This window comes from Ochrobactrum sp. MYb379 (assembly GCF_037479515.1).
Lineage (GTDB): Bacteria > Pseudomonadota > Alphaproteobacteria > Rhizobiales > Rhizobiaceae > Brucella.
In genome coordinates, this window is sequence record NZ_JBBGYW010000004.1 from 462,260 (window position 1) to 481,022 (window position 18,763).

Genomic DNA, 18,763 nt, shown 5'->3' on the forward strand with positions numbered 1-18,763 from the left:
CGATCATGGTTGAAGGTAAGGTATTGTTGTCGGATCAGCGCCCCATATGCCGGAAAGATAGGTCGAGGCCATTTTCTTTAGCGTGCCGTCGGCGCGCATGTCATCTATCACCTTATCAATGGCTTCTTTGTTTGGGGAGCCTTTCGGCAGAATTGCACCGTAAGACTCACCTGTTTCATATTGTCCGGCGATTTCCAGTGCGCCGTTCGATTTTGCTGCTTGCGCCATTAGAATTGCCGTATCGGTGACAGCCGCATCAATCTGGCCAGCCATAAGTGCTGCAAACATTGCAGGATTCTCGGAATAAACACGAATGTCTTCGGGTTTTATGCGATCGCTTACAAAGTTTGCGCCGGTGGTCCCTTGCAGAACGCCGATGCGGAATGTTTTCATCGCATCTGCGTCGACTTTTTTACCGGCTTTTACCAGAACTCCAATGTCGGAAGAGAAGTAAGGCGATGAAAAATCGATGACTTTCTTGCGCTCATCCGTGATGGAGAGCGTTGCCATGCCCAGATCTTTCTTCTGGTTATTATTTGCAATCATTGCGGGCACTGAGGAGACGACAAGCTTAACTTCGTCGAAGCCAGCACGATGAGCAATGTTTGCTGCAAGGCAATACTCGAAGCCATCAAGGATATGGTCTGGAGTATCGCCATTCAACCAACCAGGATTTGGAAGGGCTATCTCGGCAGTAATCACGCCGGGGTTCGCGGGAGTGAGTGATATATCCCCTTTCGCACCCGATAAAATGCACTTTGAAATGTCATTAGCAGTTGCCAGACCAGCGGATGAAACTAGAAATCCACACGCAATAAGCAATGCCCCAGAGAGTTTTCTGGTGGTATTCATACCGTTCCCCTTTTTGATAGGTCGTTTGGTTCGGCACTCTAATCAAAAGTTCCATAGAGCCCGCACACCATCAGACTAACAGCAGAGCCAGCGAAAGTTTGTCGCTTGCGGGACTGAAAGTTCTTCGATTTGGCCAATTTGAGGTAATTTAGAACTATACTACTTGAATTTGGCTATAGGGACGTCAAAATCGGCAATGAATATAAGGGAGTCGTAATGCGCCGGGAGACACAATGAAACGCAGCCAAGATTATCCTCTTACAATTCGACCAGTGGTAACGCTGTCTGATGAGTATCCGGCTGGCTATGTTGATCCGTTTCATTCCCATGAACGAGCACAATTGAGCTTTTCGATTTCAGGCGTTCTTTGTATCACGACGGAAGATGCGAGCTATATTTTGCCGCCCAATCGCGCTATCTGGATCCCTCCCGGTGTGCGCCATCAAACCAGTTGTCGAGAGAATGTCAGGTTTCACGTTGTTTACATCGATCCTACACTCGATAACTTGCCTGAAAAATGCCGTGTATTCGAGGTGTCTGATCTGATCTGCGCGCTGATCGGCGAGATTGTAACCTTCAACTTTGCCTATGATGAAACGGGACGCGAGGGGCAGATTGTCCGGTTGCTTCTTGATGAAATCCCGCGCATGCCAACGATGAATATTCATATCCCCATGCCGCGCGACAATCGTATCTTACGCGTTTGCAATCAGCTGATCGAGAACCCAAGCGATCAGAGTGATATCGACTATTGGGCATCTATCGCCAATATGGGACGCCGGACTTTTACCCGTATTTTCAAGAATGAGACCGGTATGGGCATGGCGACATGGCGGTTGCAGGTTCGGTTGATGCACGCAGTTTCTTTGCTGCATGCAGGCCATTCAATCACATCAGTTGCCTTTGGTATCGGCTATGAAAGTGTTTCGGCCTTTACCTCAGTTTTTCATCGTTCTTTCGGCTTTCCACCTAGCCATTATCGGGCAGCGCAGAATTTGTCGCGGCGTTCGATAACGGCCTGAATGAGAAAGTAAAAGACCCGATAGAACGAGCAGTTCAAAGTGGACAGTTGCTAGGGTCGTCTGGCCAAGACAATTGATAGGAACAATCCAGTGAACAAAACTCTTCTGGCTGCACAATCCGAACTCGATCTTTCGCCCATTGATGGTGAGATTAGGCTTTTTCTCGCAAAGATGCGTGAAGGTTGGGCGAAGCATCCCTCATTATCGTCTGTCTCGACGGACGAAGCGCGTAAGATTGCTGAAGCTGTTCGAGAACCATTTCGTCAGGGTGGGCCCGAAATGGCAGATATTCGCGAGTTGTCGATCCCAACGAGGCATGGTGCGATGCGCGCACGCCTATACATTCCCGGTCTTGATGATGAGGCACCGCTGCTCATTTATCTCCATGGCGGAGGGTTCACACTTTTTAGTATAGATACACATGATCGCCTGATGCGGGAATATGCGGCTGCTGCGAATGTTAAGGTTCTTGGGTTGGATTATTATCTCTCACCTGAATACAAATATCCCGTAGCAATCGATCAGGTCGAAGATACTTTAACCTGGCTGAAAACGGCGGATATTGGCATCGCTCTTGATCGCGTGGCAATTGGCGGAGATTCTGCCGGAGGCAATATCAGCATGGCTGTTGTAATTCGCTTGCGGGAAAAGGGTGAGGCGGCCTTTCTTAAGGGTGTTTTGTTCAACTATGCAGGTTTTTCGACCGAATGCTCCGATGAGGCTGAAGCACTGCATGGTGGTTCTGGCTCGGTCATGGACCGCGATGAGATTAACTATTATTATTCGAATTACACGCGCTCTACCGAGGATTTGATTAGTCCGGAAATCTATTCGCTCAAGGCCGATGTCCGTGATCTTCCGCCCACATTTTTTGTGATTCCTGACCGGGACATCATTGCCGATAATAGCTACGCGATGGTAGCCAAGTTGCAGGATACTGGTGCAAAACCAGATTATAAAATTTACAAAGGTGCAACGCATTCATTTCTTGAAGCGATGTCCATGTCGAGTTTGGCACGGGAAGCAATCGCTGATGGCGCCCGATTTATAAAAAACGTTCTCAAAAATTAAGAGGAAGGAAGCGCACATTGACTGACCAAGCGGGGCAAGCTTTGTTCTCTGATCAGGATATTCGGGAATTGGTTGCATTTCGACATGATCTGCATCGTAATCCAGAAATATCGGGCGAAGAGTATGAGACAGCGCAACGCGTCGTCTCATTTCTCGAACCTCTTAAGCCGGATCGCATGTTAACGGCGCTCGGGCAGACTGGTGTGGCTGTTGTGTTTGAAGGTCGTGAGCCAGGCCCATCAGTTCTGTTTCGTTGTGAACTTGATGCTCTGCCGATTGCGGAAACGAATGGCCTCGCTCACGCATCGGTTAGGGCCGGTAAGGGTCATATGTGTGGACATGACGGTCATATGGCTACGATGGCAGCCTTTGCGCGTGTTGTTTCCCGAAATCGCCCCGCCAGGGGGCGCGCAATTCTGCTGTTTCAGCCCGCTGAAGAAACAGGGGCGGGTGCGTTAGCTGTTCTGGAAGATCCGGCATTTGAGGAAATACGGCCAGATCTGTCATTTTCACTGCATAATATGCCCGGCTATGACATGGGCTATTGTGTATTGAAAACAGGTCCGGTCAATTGTGCATCACGTGGTATTAGAGTGCGTTTAACCGGACGGACCGCGCATGCATCGACGCCCGAAACCGGAAAATCGCCCATGTTGGCTTTGTCGCGCCTTATGCCGAATTTGGCAGCATTTTCGGAAAACATGCCGAAAGCAGGTGAGGAGATTGCTCATTCATTTGCGATGATCACCGTCACCCATGCTGCGCTGGGCGAGCCCACATTTGGGGTTGCGCCGGGTTCTGCCGAAATATGGGCAACGCTTCGAACCTTGACGGATAGCCGCATGGATGTACTGCAAGCCGATGTTGAGGCGCTTGTGCAAAAGGTGGCGTATGAGGACGGACTTGATGTCGTGATAGACTATCATGATGTGTTTCCGCATTGTGAGAACAGTCCTGAGGCGGTGGAACATCTTATAGTCGCTATGACTGATGAAGGTGTGGCTTTTGGTCCCGGCGATTTACCAATGCGCGGATCGGAGGATTTTGGACGATTCCGCTCTGTGGCGCCTTCGGCGATGTTTTTCTTAGGCGCCGGACACGCAGTACAGGCTCTTCATAGTCCGGACTACGATTTTCCTGATGAGCTTATACTGATTGGTGCCAGGGTATTTTCGCGTGTGGTGCTTAATATTTTGGGCCACGCTGACAAACGATAAACCGGCTTTCTTGATGCCTCTATGATCGCTTCTGCTGAGAAGGGATAATGAAAGAATAAAATGAGTGATAAGTTCAGTACCTGGTCAGATCAGGATTTATCGGATGTCGTTGGCGCCTATCCGATGGCCAGTATTCTGGGGTTAGATGAAGATCCTTCAACGCTTGATATGCCGGTTTTGCTTGAAAGGGATGCATCGGGTAAGCCCTCAAGTCTGTTGGGCCACTTACCGCGCCGGTCGACCCTCGTTCGGGGAAAAGGTGTTGTCGCGCGCGCTATCTTCATTTTTCACGGTCCAGCGGGATACATTTCCCCCGCAATGGCCGGGCGGTCAAACTGGGCGCCGACGTGGAACTTTATAACGGTCAAAATCATCGCAGATATCAGCACCGATGATGGGCTGACTGATGAAGCACTTCGCCGGACAGTCGCGCATATGGAGCAGGATCAACCATTGCCGTGGTCTATTGATCAGATCGGCGAACGATATGAGAAGCTCAAGACAGCAATTGTTGGCTTTAGGGCGCAGATTGTTTCTGTATCGGCACGCTTCAAGCTCGGTCAGGATGAAACATCTGAGACTTTTGAGCACATTGTTAGCAAACTTGATGACACAAGCCTAAAATACTGGATGTTGCGAATGCGCGAAGTCGACAATACCGCAAAGCTTTCGGTGGCTGCGAGCAAACAGGTTGCAAGGTCCGAAAAGACAAGCTCCACGCCGTGACTCTTCTTTTTAACTGAGGTGGCGTGCGAGGAATCTGTAGAATTCTTCATTGTCCGTGTGGGCGACGTTCAAACGGATTCCCCGCCGCACTGGATTGTCTTTATTGACGCAGAAAACACTGCCAGGGGCGATGAAGATACCGTCTTTTGCGCCGCGTTTTGCCAGCTCAATGTCATCGATATGCGAAGGAAGTTGCAGATAGAGATAATACCCGCCGCCATTATCTGAGAAAACGTGATATCCCAGCATTTCCAGTTGCTTCATCGCACGGTCAGCTGCTGTCTCGATACGATGTGATAGCCGCTTAAGATGTCGTGCGTAATGGCCTTCCATAAGCAGCCGATGGATAAGTCGCTCAACATGGCCGGAACTGTTGACGCTTGTGAGCATTTTGAGCTCAGTCAAAGCATTAATCCACTCGGCGCTTCCGACAATATAGCCGCTGCGCAAGCTGGCCGAGAGTGTCTTTGAAAAAGTGCCAATCGACATGACCCGGTTGAGCTGATCGAGGGTGACAAGGCGACTTGGGACGTTTGAAGCTAAATCAGAGAAAGGATCGTCTTCAACAATTGTAATGTTATGTTGGGCTGCGGCATTCAGCAGAGCGTGGGCTACGGGTAGGCTGATTGAGCTTCCCGTTGGGTTGTGCCCGATTGATTGGGTGAAGAAAAATCGTGGGCGTTCTGATGCGGCTTTTGCGATGAAATTAGAGACGTCTGGTCCATCAGCGTTTCTGCGTATACCGACCATTCTTATCTGTGCCAGTTTCAGTTTCGCAAAGAGTGGATAATAGCCGGGCTCATCAACCAGCACGACATCGCCAGGCGACAGAAAGGCACGCACGATAAGATCAAGCGCGTGATTTGCACCAAAGGTCATCAGTATCTGCTCAGGTGACGCATTAACGTGCTGTGAGGCCAATCTTTTCGAGATTTCCTGACGAAGCGGTGGAAAGCCAAGTGCGGAGCCGTAGGCGTCTGTTCCCATGATGTGAGCGATGCCTGACGCGCCCAAATGACGCTTTATTTCTGACTGTTCTGCCCATGAAGCTGGCGGGCGTCCATCGCCGACACGAATTGTAAAATTCTCGTCTAACTGGGCGCTGAGAAGAGTGGCAATATCAACGGCCTCTGCCACATGGCGCGGACGCTCATTTCGTTGCATATCCTGCGGCAAACAGACCACAAATCCCGAACCGGGTCTCGCTACGGCTAAACCTGCGGCGACGAGTCGATCATAGACCTCAATGATAGTATTCTTAGAGACACTAAACCGTTCGGCTGCTTTACGGATCGACATCAAACGACTTCCAACCGGCCGCAGTCCTTGTTTAACCTCGCTACTCAACAGCGTGAATAGTTGATCGGTCAATGTACCCGATTGCTCAGGCGCAATGTTAGGGCTTGTCAAAAGGCTGCCTCCGTATTGGGTACAGTTTGGTAACAATTAAGTTTAACTGTACCTGTTCAATCATAGCAATAACGTTGATTTCTGATCAAGAGGAAGAATACATGGGAGGCAGTATTGGCCGACATTCACAACAGCGGAACACATCAGCTTAATTCGCGTATTGAGGGCCTGCGCAATTTAAAACCTGAAGAGCGCATGGCACGCGTCGTTGAGGCGGTACGGCTGAATGACGCGCAACAAAAGGCCTTTGAGCCGGGTTCATTGCCGCTTTCGCTTGCGAATGGAATGATCGAGAATGTTATCGGAACCTTCGAACTGCCGATAGGCATCGCAACGAATTTTACCGTTAATGGCAAAGATTACCTGATCCCGATGGCAGTGGAAGAGCCTTCTGTCGTCGCTGCTGCGTCATATATGGCAAGGCTTGCGCGCGCGGGTGGAGGTTTTTTTACTTCCAGCAGCGGACCTATTATGCGAGCGCAGATTCAGGTTATTAACGTGACCGACCCTCACGGCGCACGGGCTCGGATTTTGCGCGAGCGGGATGCGATTATAGCTGCCGCCAACGCACGAGACAAAGTGCTGGTTTCGCTTGGTGGTGGCTGCCGTGATGTCGAAGTTCATATCTTTGATGATACGCCGGTTGGGCCAATGCTCGCTGCGCATCTCATCGTTGATGTTCGCGATGCCATGGGTGCGAATACCGTTAACACCATGGCAGAAGCCGTTGCGCCACTCATCGAAAAGGTTTCGGGTGGTGTGGTGCGCCTGCGTATTCTGTCCAACTTTGCCGATCTTCGTTTGGCGCGCGCCAGTGTGCGGCTTTCACCTGATATTCTCAAGACGGATGAATATGAAGGTGCGCGGATTGCGCAGGGAATTGTCGAGGCATGCGCCTTTGCGATTGTTGATCCGTATCGTGCTGCCACCCACAATAAGGGTATTATGAACGGCATTGATCCGGTTGTGGTAGCAACCGGCAATGATTGGCGCGCAATTGAAGCAGGCGCCCATGCTTATGCAGCGCGAAGCGGTCGTTATACCTCACTCACCCGATGGGAAATTGATAACGAGAACCATCTTACCGGTACACTGGAACTGCCAATGGCCCTTGGTATTGTCGGCGGAGCAACCAAAACCCACCCGTCTGCTCAGGCCGCGTTACGGATTCTAGGTGTTTCGACGGCGCAGGAACTTGCTGAAGTGACGACAGCGGTCGGGCTGGCACAAAACATGGCAGCGCTGCGCGCTCTCGCGACCGAGGGGATTCAACGTGGTCACATGGCTCTTCATGCTCGCAATATCGCGATTGTTGCCGGAGCTGTTGGCAGCGAAATAGAGCTCATAGCTGCCAAGCTGGCGACTGATCATGACGTGCGTGTGGACCGAGCAAAAGAGCTTATTAGCGCAGTGCGCCATGAAAAATCTTAAATAAAATAATGGTTTGCAAACGCTAATCGATTTCATTCCGCTGAATTTTACGCTTTATCGGGCGATCAGGCAGATAGTTCAGACTTTGGGAGAAACATGATGACAGAACAAAACGAATTCGACAGCTGGAACGCCCGTCGCACCGGGCCGCTGACTGGCGTAACAGTTCTGGATATAACACGCGTTGTCGCTGGACCGTTTTGTTCGATGCTGATGGCAGAGCTTGGCGCAACAGTCATCAAGGTGGAACACCCCGCTGAACCAGATTATGCCCGTACTTTCCCTCCCTTCGTCGGTGACGACGAAGAGCAGCTTAGTGCATTTTTCACGCAGTTTAATCGCAATAAGCTGGGTATCACACTCAATTTGAAGTCGGACGAAGGGAAGGAACTGCTGCGTAAATTAGTGCGCAAGGTTGATATTCTTGTTGAGAATTTTCGACCGGGCACGATGGAAAAACTCGGCCTCGGTTACGATAGCTTGAAAGCCATCAATCCAAAGCTTGTTTATACAGCTATCAGTGGTTTTGGACGCACCGGGCCAAACTCGTCACGGCCCGCATATGATAATACTGGGCAGGCTGCAGGTGGCTTGTGGTCAATGAACGGCTACGCAGATCGTCCTCCTGTGCGTGTCGGCACAATCATCGGTGATCTTGCTGCGTCGCTTTACGCTGCAATTGGGGCAATCGCAGCATTAAGGGAAGCTGAACGCACAGGGCAAGGCCAAGTCGTCGATGTATCGCAGCAAGACTCAGTTTTGACGCTGACAGAAAATGCGGTTGTTCGCTATACCACGCAAAAAGAAGTGGCTACACCGCTCGGCAACGACCATCCCTTTGTTCGGCCCTATGGTCAGTTTCGTTGCAAAGACGGCTTTGTCTTCTTTGGTGGCTACACTGACAAATTCTGGGCCATCACATGTGCTATGTTTGGCAATCCTGAAAAGGCAACGGATCCAACGATTGATACAATGGAGAAGCGGTTTGATCCGGTCATTGCGGAGACTGTGGTTAAGCCTTTGCTTGAGGGATGGTTCTCCAATTATACCAAGGCCGAACTTGAGGATATGGCCGGCGACAAAGTACCATTGAGCGCCATTAAAACAATCGCCGAGGTTGTTGAGGATCCACATATCGCCGCGCGAAACATGATTGTTAATGTTCCTGTTGCTGGCAAACTGATCGGTATGTTTGGTATGCCAATCAAACTATCAGGCAAGCAGGAAACGGATCATGAAAAGGCGCCGGCACCCGGCGAGCATAATGCTCTTGTCCTGGAAAGGCTGATTGGAATTGATGCAGATGAACTCAACCGTCTCAAGGTTACGGGGGCCATCTGATGTCAATCGATTATCATAAAGACAAAGGCGTTGCCACCATCTGCATCAACCGGCCCGATAAACTCAATGCCTTGACGCTCGCGATGTATGACGATCTTGGCAAAGCTTTTGATGAAGCGGCTAAAGATGAAGCAATACGAGCGGTCGTACTCACGGGGGCAGGAGACAGGGCATTTTGTGTAGGTGCGGATCTGACCGAGTCAATTCCTGCATTGGCGGAAGGCCGCTTCGATATCTCTGAATGGGATCCGGCCCATCTGAAGGTTGAAGGCTTTTTTAAACCTGTGATCAGCGCGATCAAAGGGCTTTGTCTTGGTGGCGGATTCGAGGTCATGCTTGCAACCGATATTCGTATTGCAGCGCATGACGCTCAATTCCAGTTGCCGGAAGCAGGTCATGGTTTCGTGCCTGCGGGAGGCACACTTGTTCGATTGGTTCGTCAGGTTGGCTACGCACATGCGATGGAAATTATGCTGACAGCAAAGCGATTTTCTGCGGCGGATATGTACAGAGTGGGCGTGGTTAATCACCTCCATGGCGTTGCCGACGTCGATGAGGTGGCACATGAGACAGCGCATCACATTGCTTCGTTAAGCGCAACGGCTGTGCAGACTATCAAAGAAGCTGCGCTGACGTTGCAGCACTTACCTCTCGTGGAGGCTTATCGATGGGAAGCTGCTCTCGGGCAACGTACTTTCACAAGTGAAGACGCGCAGCGCGGCCTCGCAGCTTTTGCCAATAGATCGAGACAAACGTGATGATCATGCTGTGGCGGATAACAGAGCAGCTTTTGTGGTGATGTGCTGATGACCGATATTTCAATCGTTGAAGTCAGCCCGCGCGACGGGTTGCAAAATGAAAAACACATTGTGCCAACCAATGATAAGTTGCGGCTGATCGAACTTCTATTTGATGCAGGATTGTCACGCATTGAGGTCACTGCATTTGTGTCACCGCGATGGGTTCCACAAATGGCAGATCATGAAATGGTGTTGCGCAATGTGCCTAAAATTTCAGGGTTAAAGAGGTCTGTTCTGGTGCCCAATGAAAAGGGCGCATTAAGCGCTTTGGCAATCGGCGTTGAAGAAATTGCCATCTTTACCAGCGCCTCAGAAACCTTTGCACAAAAGAATATTAATTGCTCGATTGCTGAAAGCTTTGAGCGTTTTGCACCTGTGGCTGCTCTCGCGCAAGAATATGGGGCGAGATTGCGTGGCTACATATCCTGCACGACGGAGTGCCCATTTGAAGGTCTCATAAAGCCACAAGCCACAACTCAAGTGGTTGCTGCTTTAATGGCCCTGGGCTGCACGGAGGTCTCTCTTGCGGATACTATTGGCCGTGCTTCTCCAGATCAGGTTGATGCCATGTTAGAGAACGTGAGGGAACAATTTCCGGCTGAGGGCTTGGCATGTCATTTTCACGATACGTCAGGGCAGGCGCTCAATAACGTCGATGTCGCTCTCAATCACGATATTCGTGTCTTTGACAGTGCTGCCGGGGGGCTCGGTGGCTGTCCTTACGCGCCTGGTGCTGCTGGAAACCTAAAAACCTCTTCTCTCGTAACACATCTTCAAGAGAGAGGATATTCAACCGGAGTTTCGCTGTCCGCATTGGAACAAGCAGAAAGATTTGCTGTGGGCTTACTCGCCGATTTGGTTTGAGTGTTGGAAATATATGCATTGGGAGGTGCATGAATATGGGAATATCTCTGAAGATTTTAGGCTATACGCTATGTCTGACCGGCTTGCTCGCCACATCTGCAAGTTATGCTCAGGAAAAGATCAGTGACGGTGTCGTTCGGATTGGCCTGATTGAAGATATGAGCGGAGTTTATGCCGATATCACAGGCATGGGAGCCGTTACGGCCGCTCAGATGGCGGTAGACGAGGTTGGTGGAACCGTTCTTGGTATGCCAATTGAAATTTTAAGCGCGGATCATCAGAATAAACCGGATATTGGCGGGGCAATCGCGCGTAAATGGCTTGATGAAGACAATGTTGATGCAATTCTTGACGTCGCTTCATCATCGCCTGCGTTGGCAGCTCTTGAAGTTGCCAAGCAAAAAAATAAACTGATCGTTTTGAGCTCTCCTGGTTCATTGCGCATAACAAATGACCTTTGTGGTCCATATGTTATGCATTGGGCCTACGATACCTATGCTATTGCCCATACGACGGGGCAGGCCCTCGTTGATCAGGGTATGAATAGCTGGTATTTTGTAACGGCGGATTACGCTTTTGGGCACGGTCTTGAAAAAGAAACAGGCGATGTGGTTAAGGCGCGTGGTGGCACTGTTTTAGGTAGCACCCGTCTGCCGATTGGAACCACAGATTTCGCTTCAGTTCTTCTGACGGCTCAGGGTTCAGGTGCTAATGTCGTAGCGCTTGCAAATGCTGGTGCAGATACAATCAACTCGGTGAAACAGGCTGCGCAGTTCGGTCTTACACAGGCAGGGCAAAAAGTTGCAACACTCGGTGGCTTTATCAACGACGTCCATGGGTTGGGACTTGAGGAAGCGCAAGGTTTGACAATTGTCGAAGCGAGTTACTGGGACATGAATGATGAAACCAGAGCTTGGTCTAAGCGGTTTTATGAGCAGCGCAACGCAATGCCCAATATGTTGCAAACAGGTGTTTACTCGTCAGTGCTGCACTATCTTCGCGCGATTGAGAAAGCAGGATCCGATGATACCGAGCAAGTAGTCGCAAAAATGCGGGAACTGCCCGTAAATGACGTTTTCTACAAGAACGGATATATCCGTGAAGATGGTCGAATGATGCATGACATGTATCTATTTGAGGTGAAAACGCCCACGGAATCGAGTGGTGATTGGGATTACTATAAGTTGTTGGCTACTGTTTCACCCGACAAGGCGTTTCAACCTTTGGACAAGTCACAATGTGCACTGGTGAAAAAATAGATGGTTTGCATTGATTAAGTATTTCGACTGCCTGTTTGCTGGCAAAGTCTAGCAAATGGGCCGTCGCGTCTGACTGTAAGGAAAAATGTCCCCATGCATAAAGACTCAGGCCCGATCGATAAAAACATACGTACCACTACTGCTAACCTGCCAGCCGATAAAGTGAGTATCAGATCAAACTGCGAGAAAAGAAAATGGAACTGCCGGCTTTAAAGTCAGGCATCAATCCATTCAATCGTTGGTTTAAAGGCCATGACCTTGGGGAACATAGATGAACTTGAATGTAACAACGCCAAATGAGGGCAGCATTCTGTCCAATCAAAATGCTCAGGCAGATAGCCCGGTTAAAAAGAAAGTCGTGGTTGCCGCGGTCGCTGGCAATGCGTTGGAGTTCTATGACTTCATCGTCTATGCGTTTTTTGCTGTCTATATTGGCAATGCTTTCTTTCCGGCAACGGATCCGTATGTCAGTCTGTTGTTGAGCGTTGCAGTCTATGGCGTTGGCTTCTTTTCCCGACCATTAGGCGCAATTTTTATCGGCGGTTTTGCTGATAGGATCGGTCGTAAACCGGCCATGCTGCTGACTATCATGCTCATTACAGTTGGGACTTTGGGTCTTGCCTTTACGCCAACATATGCAGCAATTGGTGTCGCTGCTCCTATTATCATCGTTATATGCAGATTGATTCAAGGTTTTGCTTTGGGTGGCGAGGTTGGACCATCGACAGCATTTCTGGTCGAGATCGCCCCGGAAAATAAAAAAGGCTTCTTCGTTAGCTGGCAGCTTGCAAGTCAGGGTGTTGCTGCGATGATGGCAGGGTTAATAGGCCTGCTGATGTCCTTGATTTTGCCTCTTGAACAGCTTGCCGATTGGGGTTGGCGTGTTCCGTTCCTTTTTTGTCTGCTGCTTATCCCTATTGGCATCTATTTACGCCGCGATATGCCTGAAACCCGCGAGCATGGCACGTCTTCACGTGAACATCAGGGCTGGGGTGAGTTACGCGGTTATACCCGACTAATTATTCTGGCGATATTAAGCATTATGGGCCTGACTGTTTCAACATATGTCGCTCAATATATGACGACATATGCAATCACGACGCTAAAGCTTTCACCTTCTGTGGCAATCGGTGCAACAATTGCAGGCGGCTTGGCAGTTTTGATTTGTAGTCTTATTGGCGGCTGGATGTCTGATCGTATTGGGCGGTGGAACGTGATGTTCTGGCCTCGTGTTATGACTGCTGTCATCATCGTGCCGCTATTTATTTGGCTGACACTGCATCCGTCACCTACGACACTGTTTCTTACATCCGCAATCCTTGCAGGTATAACTTCAATCAGTGGAGCTGCTACCTTCATAGCTATTCCGGAATTGCTGCCCCGGTCGATACGTGCAACAGGTCTGTCGATTGCCTACGGTCTGAGTGTGACGATTTTTGGTGGCACCACCCACTTCATCATTACCTATTTGATTAAAACGACTGGCAATCCGATTTCTCCGGCTTGGTATGTGATGGTTACAAGCCTAATTGCCGCTGGTGCTATTTATCTTATTCCGGAAAGCAGTAAGCGCCGGCCTTGAACGGGTTAGTCTTCAGACATTGAAATATCTCGTTTAAAAAGGTCTGTTATGTCTTTGCTCAATCTGGAAAACAATTCGGAGTTTCTGCAAGAGCTTATCAGCTGGCGGCACGAACTGCATCGATATCCTGAGCTTATGTATGAGTTGCCCCGGACAGCGTCTTTTGTCGCCAATAAGCTTCGTCAGTTTGGCTTTGATGAGGTTATTGAAGGCATAGCGAAAAGCGGTGTTATTGGTGTTTTGCATGGCAGAACGGGGCCTGCAAAAAGCCGGCAGCATCGCATTCTGCTGCGGTCGGATATGGATGCTTTGCCGATTGAAGAGCGAGCAAGCCTTGGATATCGTTCGAAATTTCCGGGCAATATGCATGCATGTGGTCATGATGGCCACATGGTTATGTTATTAGGTGCTGCAAAACTTCTTGCTGATGGGCGTGATTTTGAAGGCAGCATTGTCTTCTGTTTTCAGCCCGCTGAAGAGGGTGGGGCAGGCGCTCAAGCAATGATTGATGCGGGTTTGTTGGAAAAATATCCGGTTCAATCAGCGTTTGGTTTGCATAACTGGCCGGGGATGCCAGTTGGATCCTTTGGCATTGCACCGCGTGCTATGATGGCAGGCGCGGATGCGCTCCTCATTACGATTGAGGGTACAGGTTCACATGCCGCACAGCCACATCTTGGACGTGATCCTATAGCCGCTGCTGGCTATCTTATCACCCTGTTGCAAACGATTGTGTCACGCAAGCTAGACCCGCTGGATCCTGCAGTCGTTTCGATCACATCTATTCATGGCGGCGAGGCGTGGAATGTCATCCCAGACAAGGTGCAGATGCGTTGCAATATTCGCAGCTTTTCGGAAGATGTCGCCGCAACCATTGGTAATGAAATTCAGTCCTTGTGTTTGCAAACCGCGAATGGCTTTGGTGTCAATATTGAAGCAGTCCTGCCTGAAGGATGCATTCCTTATCCAGCTACGATCAATCATCCGGCACAGGTCGATATTGCAGTAGACGCAGCCAAAGCGGCTACAGATGCGGGCCTTGTCAATGCAGACATGAAGCCAACAATGGCGGCAGAAGACTTCGGCTTTCTCCTGCGCAAGGTGCCGGGGGCATTCATGTTCATTGGTAATGGTGACAGCGCATCACTGCACAGCTCAGAATATGACTTTGATGATAAAGCTATACCATTCGGTGTTGCATATTGGCGGAACCTCGTGAAGAAAGTGTTAGTATAACATGCTCCAGCACGAGGTGTGCTCCATTTAAAGGAAGCAGCTGCCGCGTTGGGTGTCCACAGTTATGGTTTTAAAGTGCATCTGTGGACTATCGCTATTGATTCATAGTCAATCTGTCACGAGACTAGAGTTTGCCAAATTGCACGACAAATTGACTAATACCAGATGCTAGAAATTGAACTGCAAGGCAAGTTAAAAGAAACCCCATAATTTTCGTCACCGCTTGCATGCCGTGATCACCCAGAAATTTTTCAATCCAGTTGGATGATAGCAAGCCAATATAGGCGATGATGGACATGATAGCGACACCGATAGCGATCACAGCATGGCCAAATATACTATGATCACTTGGGATCTGGGATGAGAAACCCATAACAACAGCTATAGAGCCGGGGCCCGCCAAGCTTGGCATGGCAAGAGGTGAGAATGAGTAATCGAGATCCGCTTTTTTAATGTCTGCGGGATCTGCGTCCACCTCAGAGGAAGTGTCTTCGCCAGAGAAAATCATGCGTAAGGCTAATATCATTATGATTATACCGCCAGCGACACGAATGCCTGGCAACGATATTCCAAATATTTTGATAATGCCATTGCCCAGCAGCATAAATACAGTAAGGATTAAGAACGCATAAATGCATGTCTTTCTTGCCTGCGCGCGTTTGTTTTCGTCGCTCATGCGTTTGGTCAATGACATATATAAAGGAATGGTGGTCAGTGGGTTCATAATTGGCAGAAGACCTATCACCACAATAGATACATATTTTACCAGATCAGGCGCGAAATCCATTTAATAATCCTTGTATATCCGCCGTGAATATAACTTTTCTTAACATGTATCGATATTATGAGCGTTACGTAAACCAAAATATCGATCGGTGGCACGATTTTATAATTGCGGTTCTTAAATTTTTTTTGAACAGCATTTTATTAGCGCTTTATTTTTTCTGCGCAGATTGATTAATCTGGTATTTGGCCTAGGTTATATCAAAATACTCATTGCGGGTTAAATCATACGGGGGTCATGTATGTGCACACGAGTTCTTTGGTCTGATGATAATGGCTTAGTAATAGCCGGTCGAAATATGGATTTTTATAAAGATCTTATGACAAATATTTGGACGCAGCCTCGTGGTATTGATAGAAATAACGGTGTTAACGGCGATTTGAAATGGACGTCCAAATATGGAAGTGTGGTCGCTAGCTGTTTCGATATGATCTCTGTTGATGGATTAAACGAAGCTGGACTTGCCGGGCATATTCTGTGGTTGGCGGAGTCGGAATACGGTGAAGTGGATCCAAGCCGGCCGCAGCTTAGTCAGGCGATATGGCTGCAATATTTTCTTGATAATTTTTCAACTGTCGCGGACGCTGTTTCCTGGATCAAGGCGACCAATGTACAAGTCGTGCAGATGGAGGACCCAACAGGTGGCGTTCCACTTGCGCTCCACCTGGCTCTTGAAGATGCTACCGGAGACTCCTGCATCATAGAATATGTTCATGGCAAGCCTGTCGTTTATCATAGTACGGATTACCGTGTAATGACGAACTCGCCTACCTATGATCAGCAATTGGAGTTGGTTAAACAAATTAGCGGTTTGGGCGGATCGCAATCACTTCCCGGATCAACAAAAGCAAGTGATCGTTTTGCGCGCGCTAGTTATTACGTCAGCCGTTTGCCTAAACCAAAAAGTGACGTGCAGGCTGTTGCTTCAATGTTTAGCGTCATGCGCAATGCAGCCCAGCCCTTCAGAATACCAGATCCAGATGCACCGGAGGCGTCGCAGACTTTGTGGCAAACCGTCGTGGACTTGACCAATAAGCGCTATGTATTTGAGTCGACGACGCGCCCGAACATCGTCTGGGTGAACATCAAGGATTTAAACCTGGCCAAGGGCGCGGATCAGATGAAACTCAATCTGGTTGAGGATTTGACTCTGGAAAATGGCATTGTGAGCGAGGTCAGTAAAGATTTTTCCAGTGCTGGAGAATTGAAGTTTCTAACGGTAGATATTAAAAATTAATCCCATAGAGGATTGAACAATATTTGTTGTAACCGGCAGAATGAATGACAAATATTTTGTCATTCATTCTGCCGGATATATATTTTCTTGTTCGATTTTATGAAGGTGGATAAATATTTATAATGTTAAATAAAGTTCTGGACAGGTATTATTCATTTTTTCTAAGTTCACGAAAGAGATCTATCAAAGATAGATGTATTTGGTCTGATGGTTAGGAAATCTGATGTTTTCCCTTGGTGACATATTTAAACATTCGCCAGAAATCGCGCTGTTCCTGTCTTTGGCGATCGGGTACTGGATCGGAAAAATTCAATTTGGTAAGTTTCAGCTTGGCGGCGTCGCAGGTTCATTGCTCGCTGCGGTAGTGATCAGCCAGGTTGGCGTGGAAATTGACAATGGTATCAAAGCTGTACTCTTTGCACTTTTTATTTACGCAGTTGGCTTTGAAAGTGGTCCGCAATTTTTCCGATCGTTAGGCAAACAATCAATCCGTGAAATCGTGATGGCAACAGTTCTTGCCATTAGTGGTCTTGTAACTGTTGTTATTCTTGCACGGATTATGGGACTCGACAAAGGAATTGCCGCTGGTATTGCAGCGGGAGGCTTAACGCAATCTGCGATTATAGGTACAGCAGGTTCTGCAATTGAGAAGCTAGGTCTTGCCGCCGATGAAGTGCAACGTTTGCAGTCAAACGTGGCGATTGGTTACGCGGTGACTTATATCTTCGGATCATTTGGTGCGATTATCGTCTGCGTTAATATTTTGCCTTGGTTTATGAAGCGCAGCATTCGTGATGATGCTCTTAAAGCCGAAGCGGAAATGTTAAAGGGCGCGAAAATTTACGGAGTAGGCGAAACGCCAGCACTCCCTGAACTTGTCGGCCGTATTTATCGGATAAGTTCAGCTGCGGGCAAAACTGTCAGCACGATTGAGTCTCTCACAAATGACGGTGTTATTACTGTTGGTGGTAATGCAGTCACGATTGAACGCATCAAACGAAAAGGAAAAATCATCGGTGTCGAGCCAACCACAAAGCTTCTCGCTGATGATCTGGTTCTGATTGTTGGACGTCGCAATGGTGTCATCGGACTAGAAGACAAGCTTGGTCCAGAAGTATCTGGTAGTGAAGGCATGGAATTGGTTGTCACAACCCGTGACATTGTCGTTCGTAACAAAGATTTTGCAGATCATACTGTAGCTGAGATTATTCAAGCCAGTGGTGAACTGCGCCATGGTATCTATGTGCTCAATGTTACACGTGGCGGAAGCAAAGTTGATCTCACCAACGACGCGGTTATCAAGATCGGTGATATTGTAACGGTCCATGGCGTACAGGAAGATCTTCAACGTTTAACCGCACGTGTTGGCCCTGCGCTTATCCCAAGTGATAAAACCGACTTTGTATTTCACGGCCTCGGCATTGCTGTTGGTTTGCTCATCGGATTGGCTGTCGTCAAGATAGGTTCGATCCCTCTGACACTGGGATCGGGCGGTGGTGCACTTATGTCTGGCCTCGTGTTCGGCTGGTATAAAAGCCGACATATGACGCTTGGCAATATGCCAACTGCTGCATCAACATTACTTCGTGATCTTGGCCTCGCCGGGTTTGTCGTCGTTGTCGGTCTTCAGTCTGGCCAGCAAGCTGTGACAACGATTGCACAAAGTGGCCTGTCGATCTTTATCGCAGGTGTCATTGTGACAGTTGTGCCGCTCATTATCACAATGCTTGTGGGAAGGTACATCCTGCGTTACGAAAACGTGGCTGTATTCGCTGGCGCCCTGACAGGTTCTCGTAGCGCCAACCCAGCATTTGGCGAAGTTCTCGACAAGGCTGGCAATTCTGTACCCACCACACCTTTCGCCATCACCTATGCTCTTGCAAACGTCTTCCTGACGTTGTTGGGGCCACTCGTTATCGCGTTCGTTTAAA

The 18,763-nt window shown here is 48.9% G+C and carries 16 protein-coding genes; 13 read left to right on the forward strand and 3 right to left on the reverse strand.

Annotation, left to right across the window (positions count from 1 at the left end):
* Nucleotides 1–3: 3 nt before the first annotated feature.
* Nucleotides 4–852 carry an ABC transporter substrate-binding protein gene (locus WH356_RS12075; protein WP_339511057.1) on the reverse strand — a complete coding sequence of 283 codons (849 nt, stop codon included), beginning with the start codon at nucleotides 850–852 and terminating at the stop codon, nucleotides 4–6.
* Nucleotides 853–1,085: 233 nt separating this feature from the next.
* On the opposite strand from WH356_RS12075, the gene WH356_RS12080 reads away from it, so the two are divergent.
* From WH356_RS12080 to WH356_RS12095, 4 genes are all read left to right on the forward strand, one after another.
* On the forward strand, nucleotides 1,086–1,874 hold the full coding sequence (locus WH356_RS12080; protein WP_310014671.1) for an AraC family transcriptional regulator: 789 nt from the start codon (nucleotides 1,086–1,088) through the stop codon (nucleotides 1,872–1,874).
* Between the two features lie 90 nt (nucleotides 1,875–1,964).
* Nucleotides 1,965–2,945: an alpha/beta hydrolase fold domain-containing protein gene (locus tag WH356_RS12085; protein ID WP_339511059.1), complete on the forward strand. Its 981-nt coding sequence runs from the start codon at nucleotides 1,965–1,967 to the stop codon at nucleotides 2,943–2,945.
* A 17-nt stretch (nucleotides 2,946–2,962) separates the two neighbouring features.
* A complete protein-coding gene (locus WH356_RS12090) occupies nucleotides 2,963–4,162 on the forward strand; it encodes an amidohydrolase (RefSeq protein ID WP_339511060.1) in 1,200 nt (399 codons plus the stop codon).
* A 60-nt stretch (nucleotides 4,163–4,222) separates the two neighbouring features.
* The gene (locus WH356_RS12095; protein WP_339511061.1) at nucleotides 4,223–4,888 is read left to right on the forward strand and encodes an FMN-binding negative transcriptional regulator; all 666 of its coding nucleotides are present in this window, start codon (nucleotides 4,223–4,225) and stop codon (nucleotides 4,886–4,888) included.
* 9 nt (nucleotides 4,889–4,897) lie between these two features.
* On the opposite strand, the gene WH356_RS12100 is transcribed toward WH356_RS12095, so the two are convergent.
* Nucleotides 4,898–6,298, reverse strand: a complete 1,401-nt coding sequence (locus tag WH356_RS12100) for an aminotransferase-like domain-containing protein (RefSeq protein WP_339511062.1) — start codon at nucleotides 6,296–6,298, stop codon at nucleotides 4,898–4,900.
* 114 nt (nucleotides 6,299–6,412) lie between these two features.
* Between WH356_RS12100 and WH356_RS12105 the strand changes: the two genes are divergently transcribed.
* The 7 genes from WH356_RS12105 (at nucleotide 6,413) to WH356_RS12135 (ending at nucleotide 14,811) form a co-directional block, all read left to right on the forward strand.
* Complete coding sequence (locus WH356_RS12105; protein WP_339511063.1) at nucleotides 6,413–7,729, forward strand: hydroxymethylglutaryl-CoA reductase, degradative; 1,317 nt, start codon at nucleotides 6,413–6,415, stop codon at nucleotides 7,727–7,729.
* Between the two features lie 99 nt (nucleotides 7,730–7,828).
* Nucleotides 7,829–9,070 (forward strand): CaiB/BaiF CoA transferase family protein, encoded by a 1,242-nt coding sequence (locus tag WH356_RS12110; RefSeq protein ID WP_339511064.1) that lies wholly within the window; start codon nucleotides 7,829–7,831, stop codon nucleotides 9,068–9,070.
* Entirely contained in the window at nucleotides 9,070–9,828 is a 759-nt protein-coding gene (locus WH356_RS12115; protein ID WP_339511066.1) for an enoyl-CoA hydratase/isomerase family protein, read from the forward strand. The genes WH356_RS12110 and WH356_RS12115 overlap by 1 nt, the downstream gene beginning before the upstream one ends.
* A gap of 48 nt (nucleotides 9,829–9,876) precedes the next feature.
* On the forward strand, nucleotides 9,877–10,734 hold the full coding sequence (locus tag WH356_RS12120; protein ID WP_339511068.1) for a hydroxymethylglutaryl-CoA lyase: 858 nt from the start codon (nucleotides 9,877–9,879) through the stop codon (nucleotides 10,732–10,734).
* A gap of 35 nt (nucleotides 10,735–10,769) precedes the next feature.
* Nucleotides 10,770–11,993, forward strand: coding sequence for an ABC transporter substrate-binding protein (locus WH356_RS12125; RefSeq protein ID WP_339511070.1), 1,224 nt, complete (start codon nucleotides 10,770–10,772; stop codon nucleotides 11,991–11,993).
* A 271-nt stretch (nucleotides 11,994–12,264) separates the two neighbouring features.
* A complete protein-coding gene (locus WH356_RS12130; protein ID WP_339511072.1) occupies nucleotides 12,265–13,575 on the forward strand; it encodes an MFS transporter in 1,311 nt (436 codons plus the stop codon).
* A 48-nt stretch (nucleotides 13,576–13,623) separates the two neighbouring features.
* A complete protein-coding gene (locus WH356_RS12135) occupies nucleotides 13,624–14,811 on the forward strand; it encodes an amidohydrolase (protein WP_339511074.1) in 1,188 nt (395 codons plus the stop codon).
* Between the two features lie 124 nt (nucleotides 14,812–14,935).
* On the opposite strand, the gene WH356_RS12140 is transcribed toward WH356_RS12135, so the two are convergent.
* Nucleotides 14,936–15,598 (reverse strand): MarC family NAAT transporter, encoded by a 663-nt coding sequence (locus tag WH356_RS12140; RefSeq protein WP_339511076.1) that lies wholly within the window; start codon nucleotides 15,596–15,598, stop codon nucleotides 14,936–14,938.
* Nucleotides 15,599–15,836: 238 nt separating this feature from the next.
* Here WH356_RS12140 and WH356_RS12145 point away from each other — a divergent pair, with 238 nt between their 5' ends.
* Together WH356_RS12145 and aspT are read left to right on the forward strand one after the other, a co-directional pair.
* On the forward strand, nucleotides 15,837–16,832 hold the full coding sequence (locus WH356_RS12145) for a linear amide C-N hydrolase (RefSeq protein WP_339511079.1): 996 nt from the start codon (nucleotides 15,837–15,839) through the stop codon (nucleotides 16,830–16,832).
* Between the two features lie 223 nt (nucleotides 16,833–17,055).
* Nucleotides 17,056–18,762 carry an aspartate-alanine antiporter gene (gene aspT, locus WH356_RS12150; RefSeq protein ID WP_339511081.1) on the forward strand — a complete coding sequence of 569 codons (1,707 nt, stop codon included), beginning with the start codon at nucleotides 17,056–17,058 and terminating at the stop codon, nucleotides 18,760–18,762.
* The last annotated feature ends 1 nt before the right edge of the window (nucleotide 18,763 follow it).

Coding starts and splice junctions, on each gene's coding strand:
- WH356_RS12075 (WP_339511057.1), bottom strand. CDS start 852: ATGAATACCACCAGAAAACTCTCTGGGGCATTGCTTATTGCGTGTGGA.
- WH356_RS12080 (WP_310014671.1), top strand. CDS start 1,086: ATGAAACGCAGCCAAGATTATCCTCTTACAATTCGACCAGTGGTAACG.
- WH356_RS12095 (WP_339511061.1), top strand. CDS start 4,223: ATGAGTGATAAGTTCAGTACCTGGTCAGATCAGGATTTATCGGATGTC.
- WH356_RS12110 (WP_339511064.1), top strand. CDS start 7,829: ATGACAGAACAAAACGAATTCGACAGCTGGAACGCCCGTCGCACCGGG.
- WH356_RS12115 (WP_339511066.1), top strand. CDS start 9,070: ATGTCAATCGATTATCATAAAGACAAAGGCGTTGCCACCATCTGCATC.
- WH356_RS12120 (WP_339511068.1), top strand. CDS start 9,877: ATGACCGATATTTCAATCGTTGAAGTCAGCCCGCGCGACGGGTTGCAA.
- WH356_RS12125 (WP_339511070.1), top strand. CDS start 10,770: ATGGGAATATCTCTGAAGATTTTAGGCTATACGCTATGTCTGACCGGC.
- WH356_RS12130 (WP_339511072.1), top strand. CDS start 12,265: ATGAACTTGAATGTAACAACGCCAAATGAGGGCAGCATTCTGTCCAAT.
- WH356_RS12135 (WP_339511074.1), top strand. CDS start 13,624: ATGTCTTTGCTCAATCTGGAAAACAATTCGGAGTTTCTGCAAGAGCTT.
- WH356_RS12140 (WP_339511076.1), bottom strand. CDS start 15,598: ATGGATTTCGCGCCTGATCTGGTAAAATATGTATCTATTGTGGTGATA.
- WH356_RS12145 (WP_339511079.1), top strand. CDS start 15,837: ATGTGCACACGAGTTCTTTGGTCTGATGATAATGGCTTAGTAATAGCC.
- aspT (WP_339511081.1), top strand. CDS start 17,056: ATGTTTTCCCTTGGTGACATATTTAAACATTCGCCAGAAATCGCGCTG.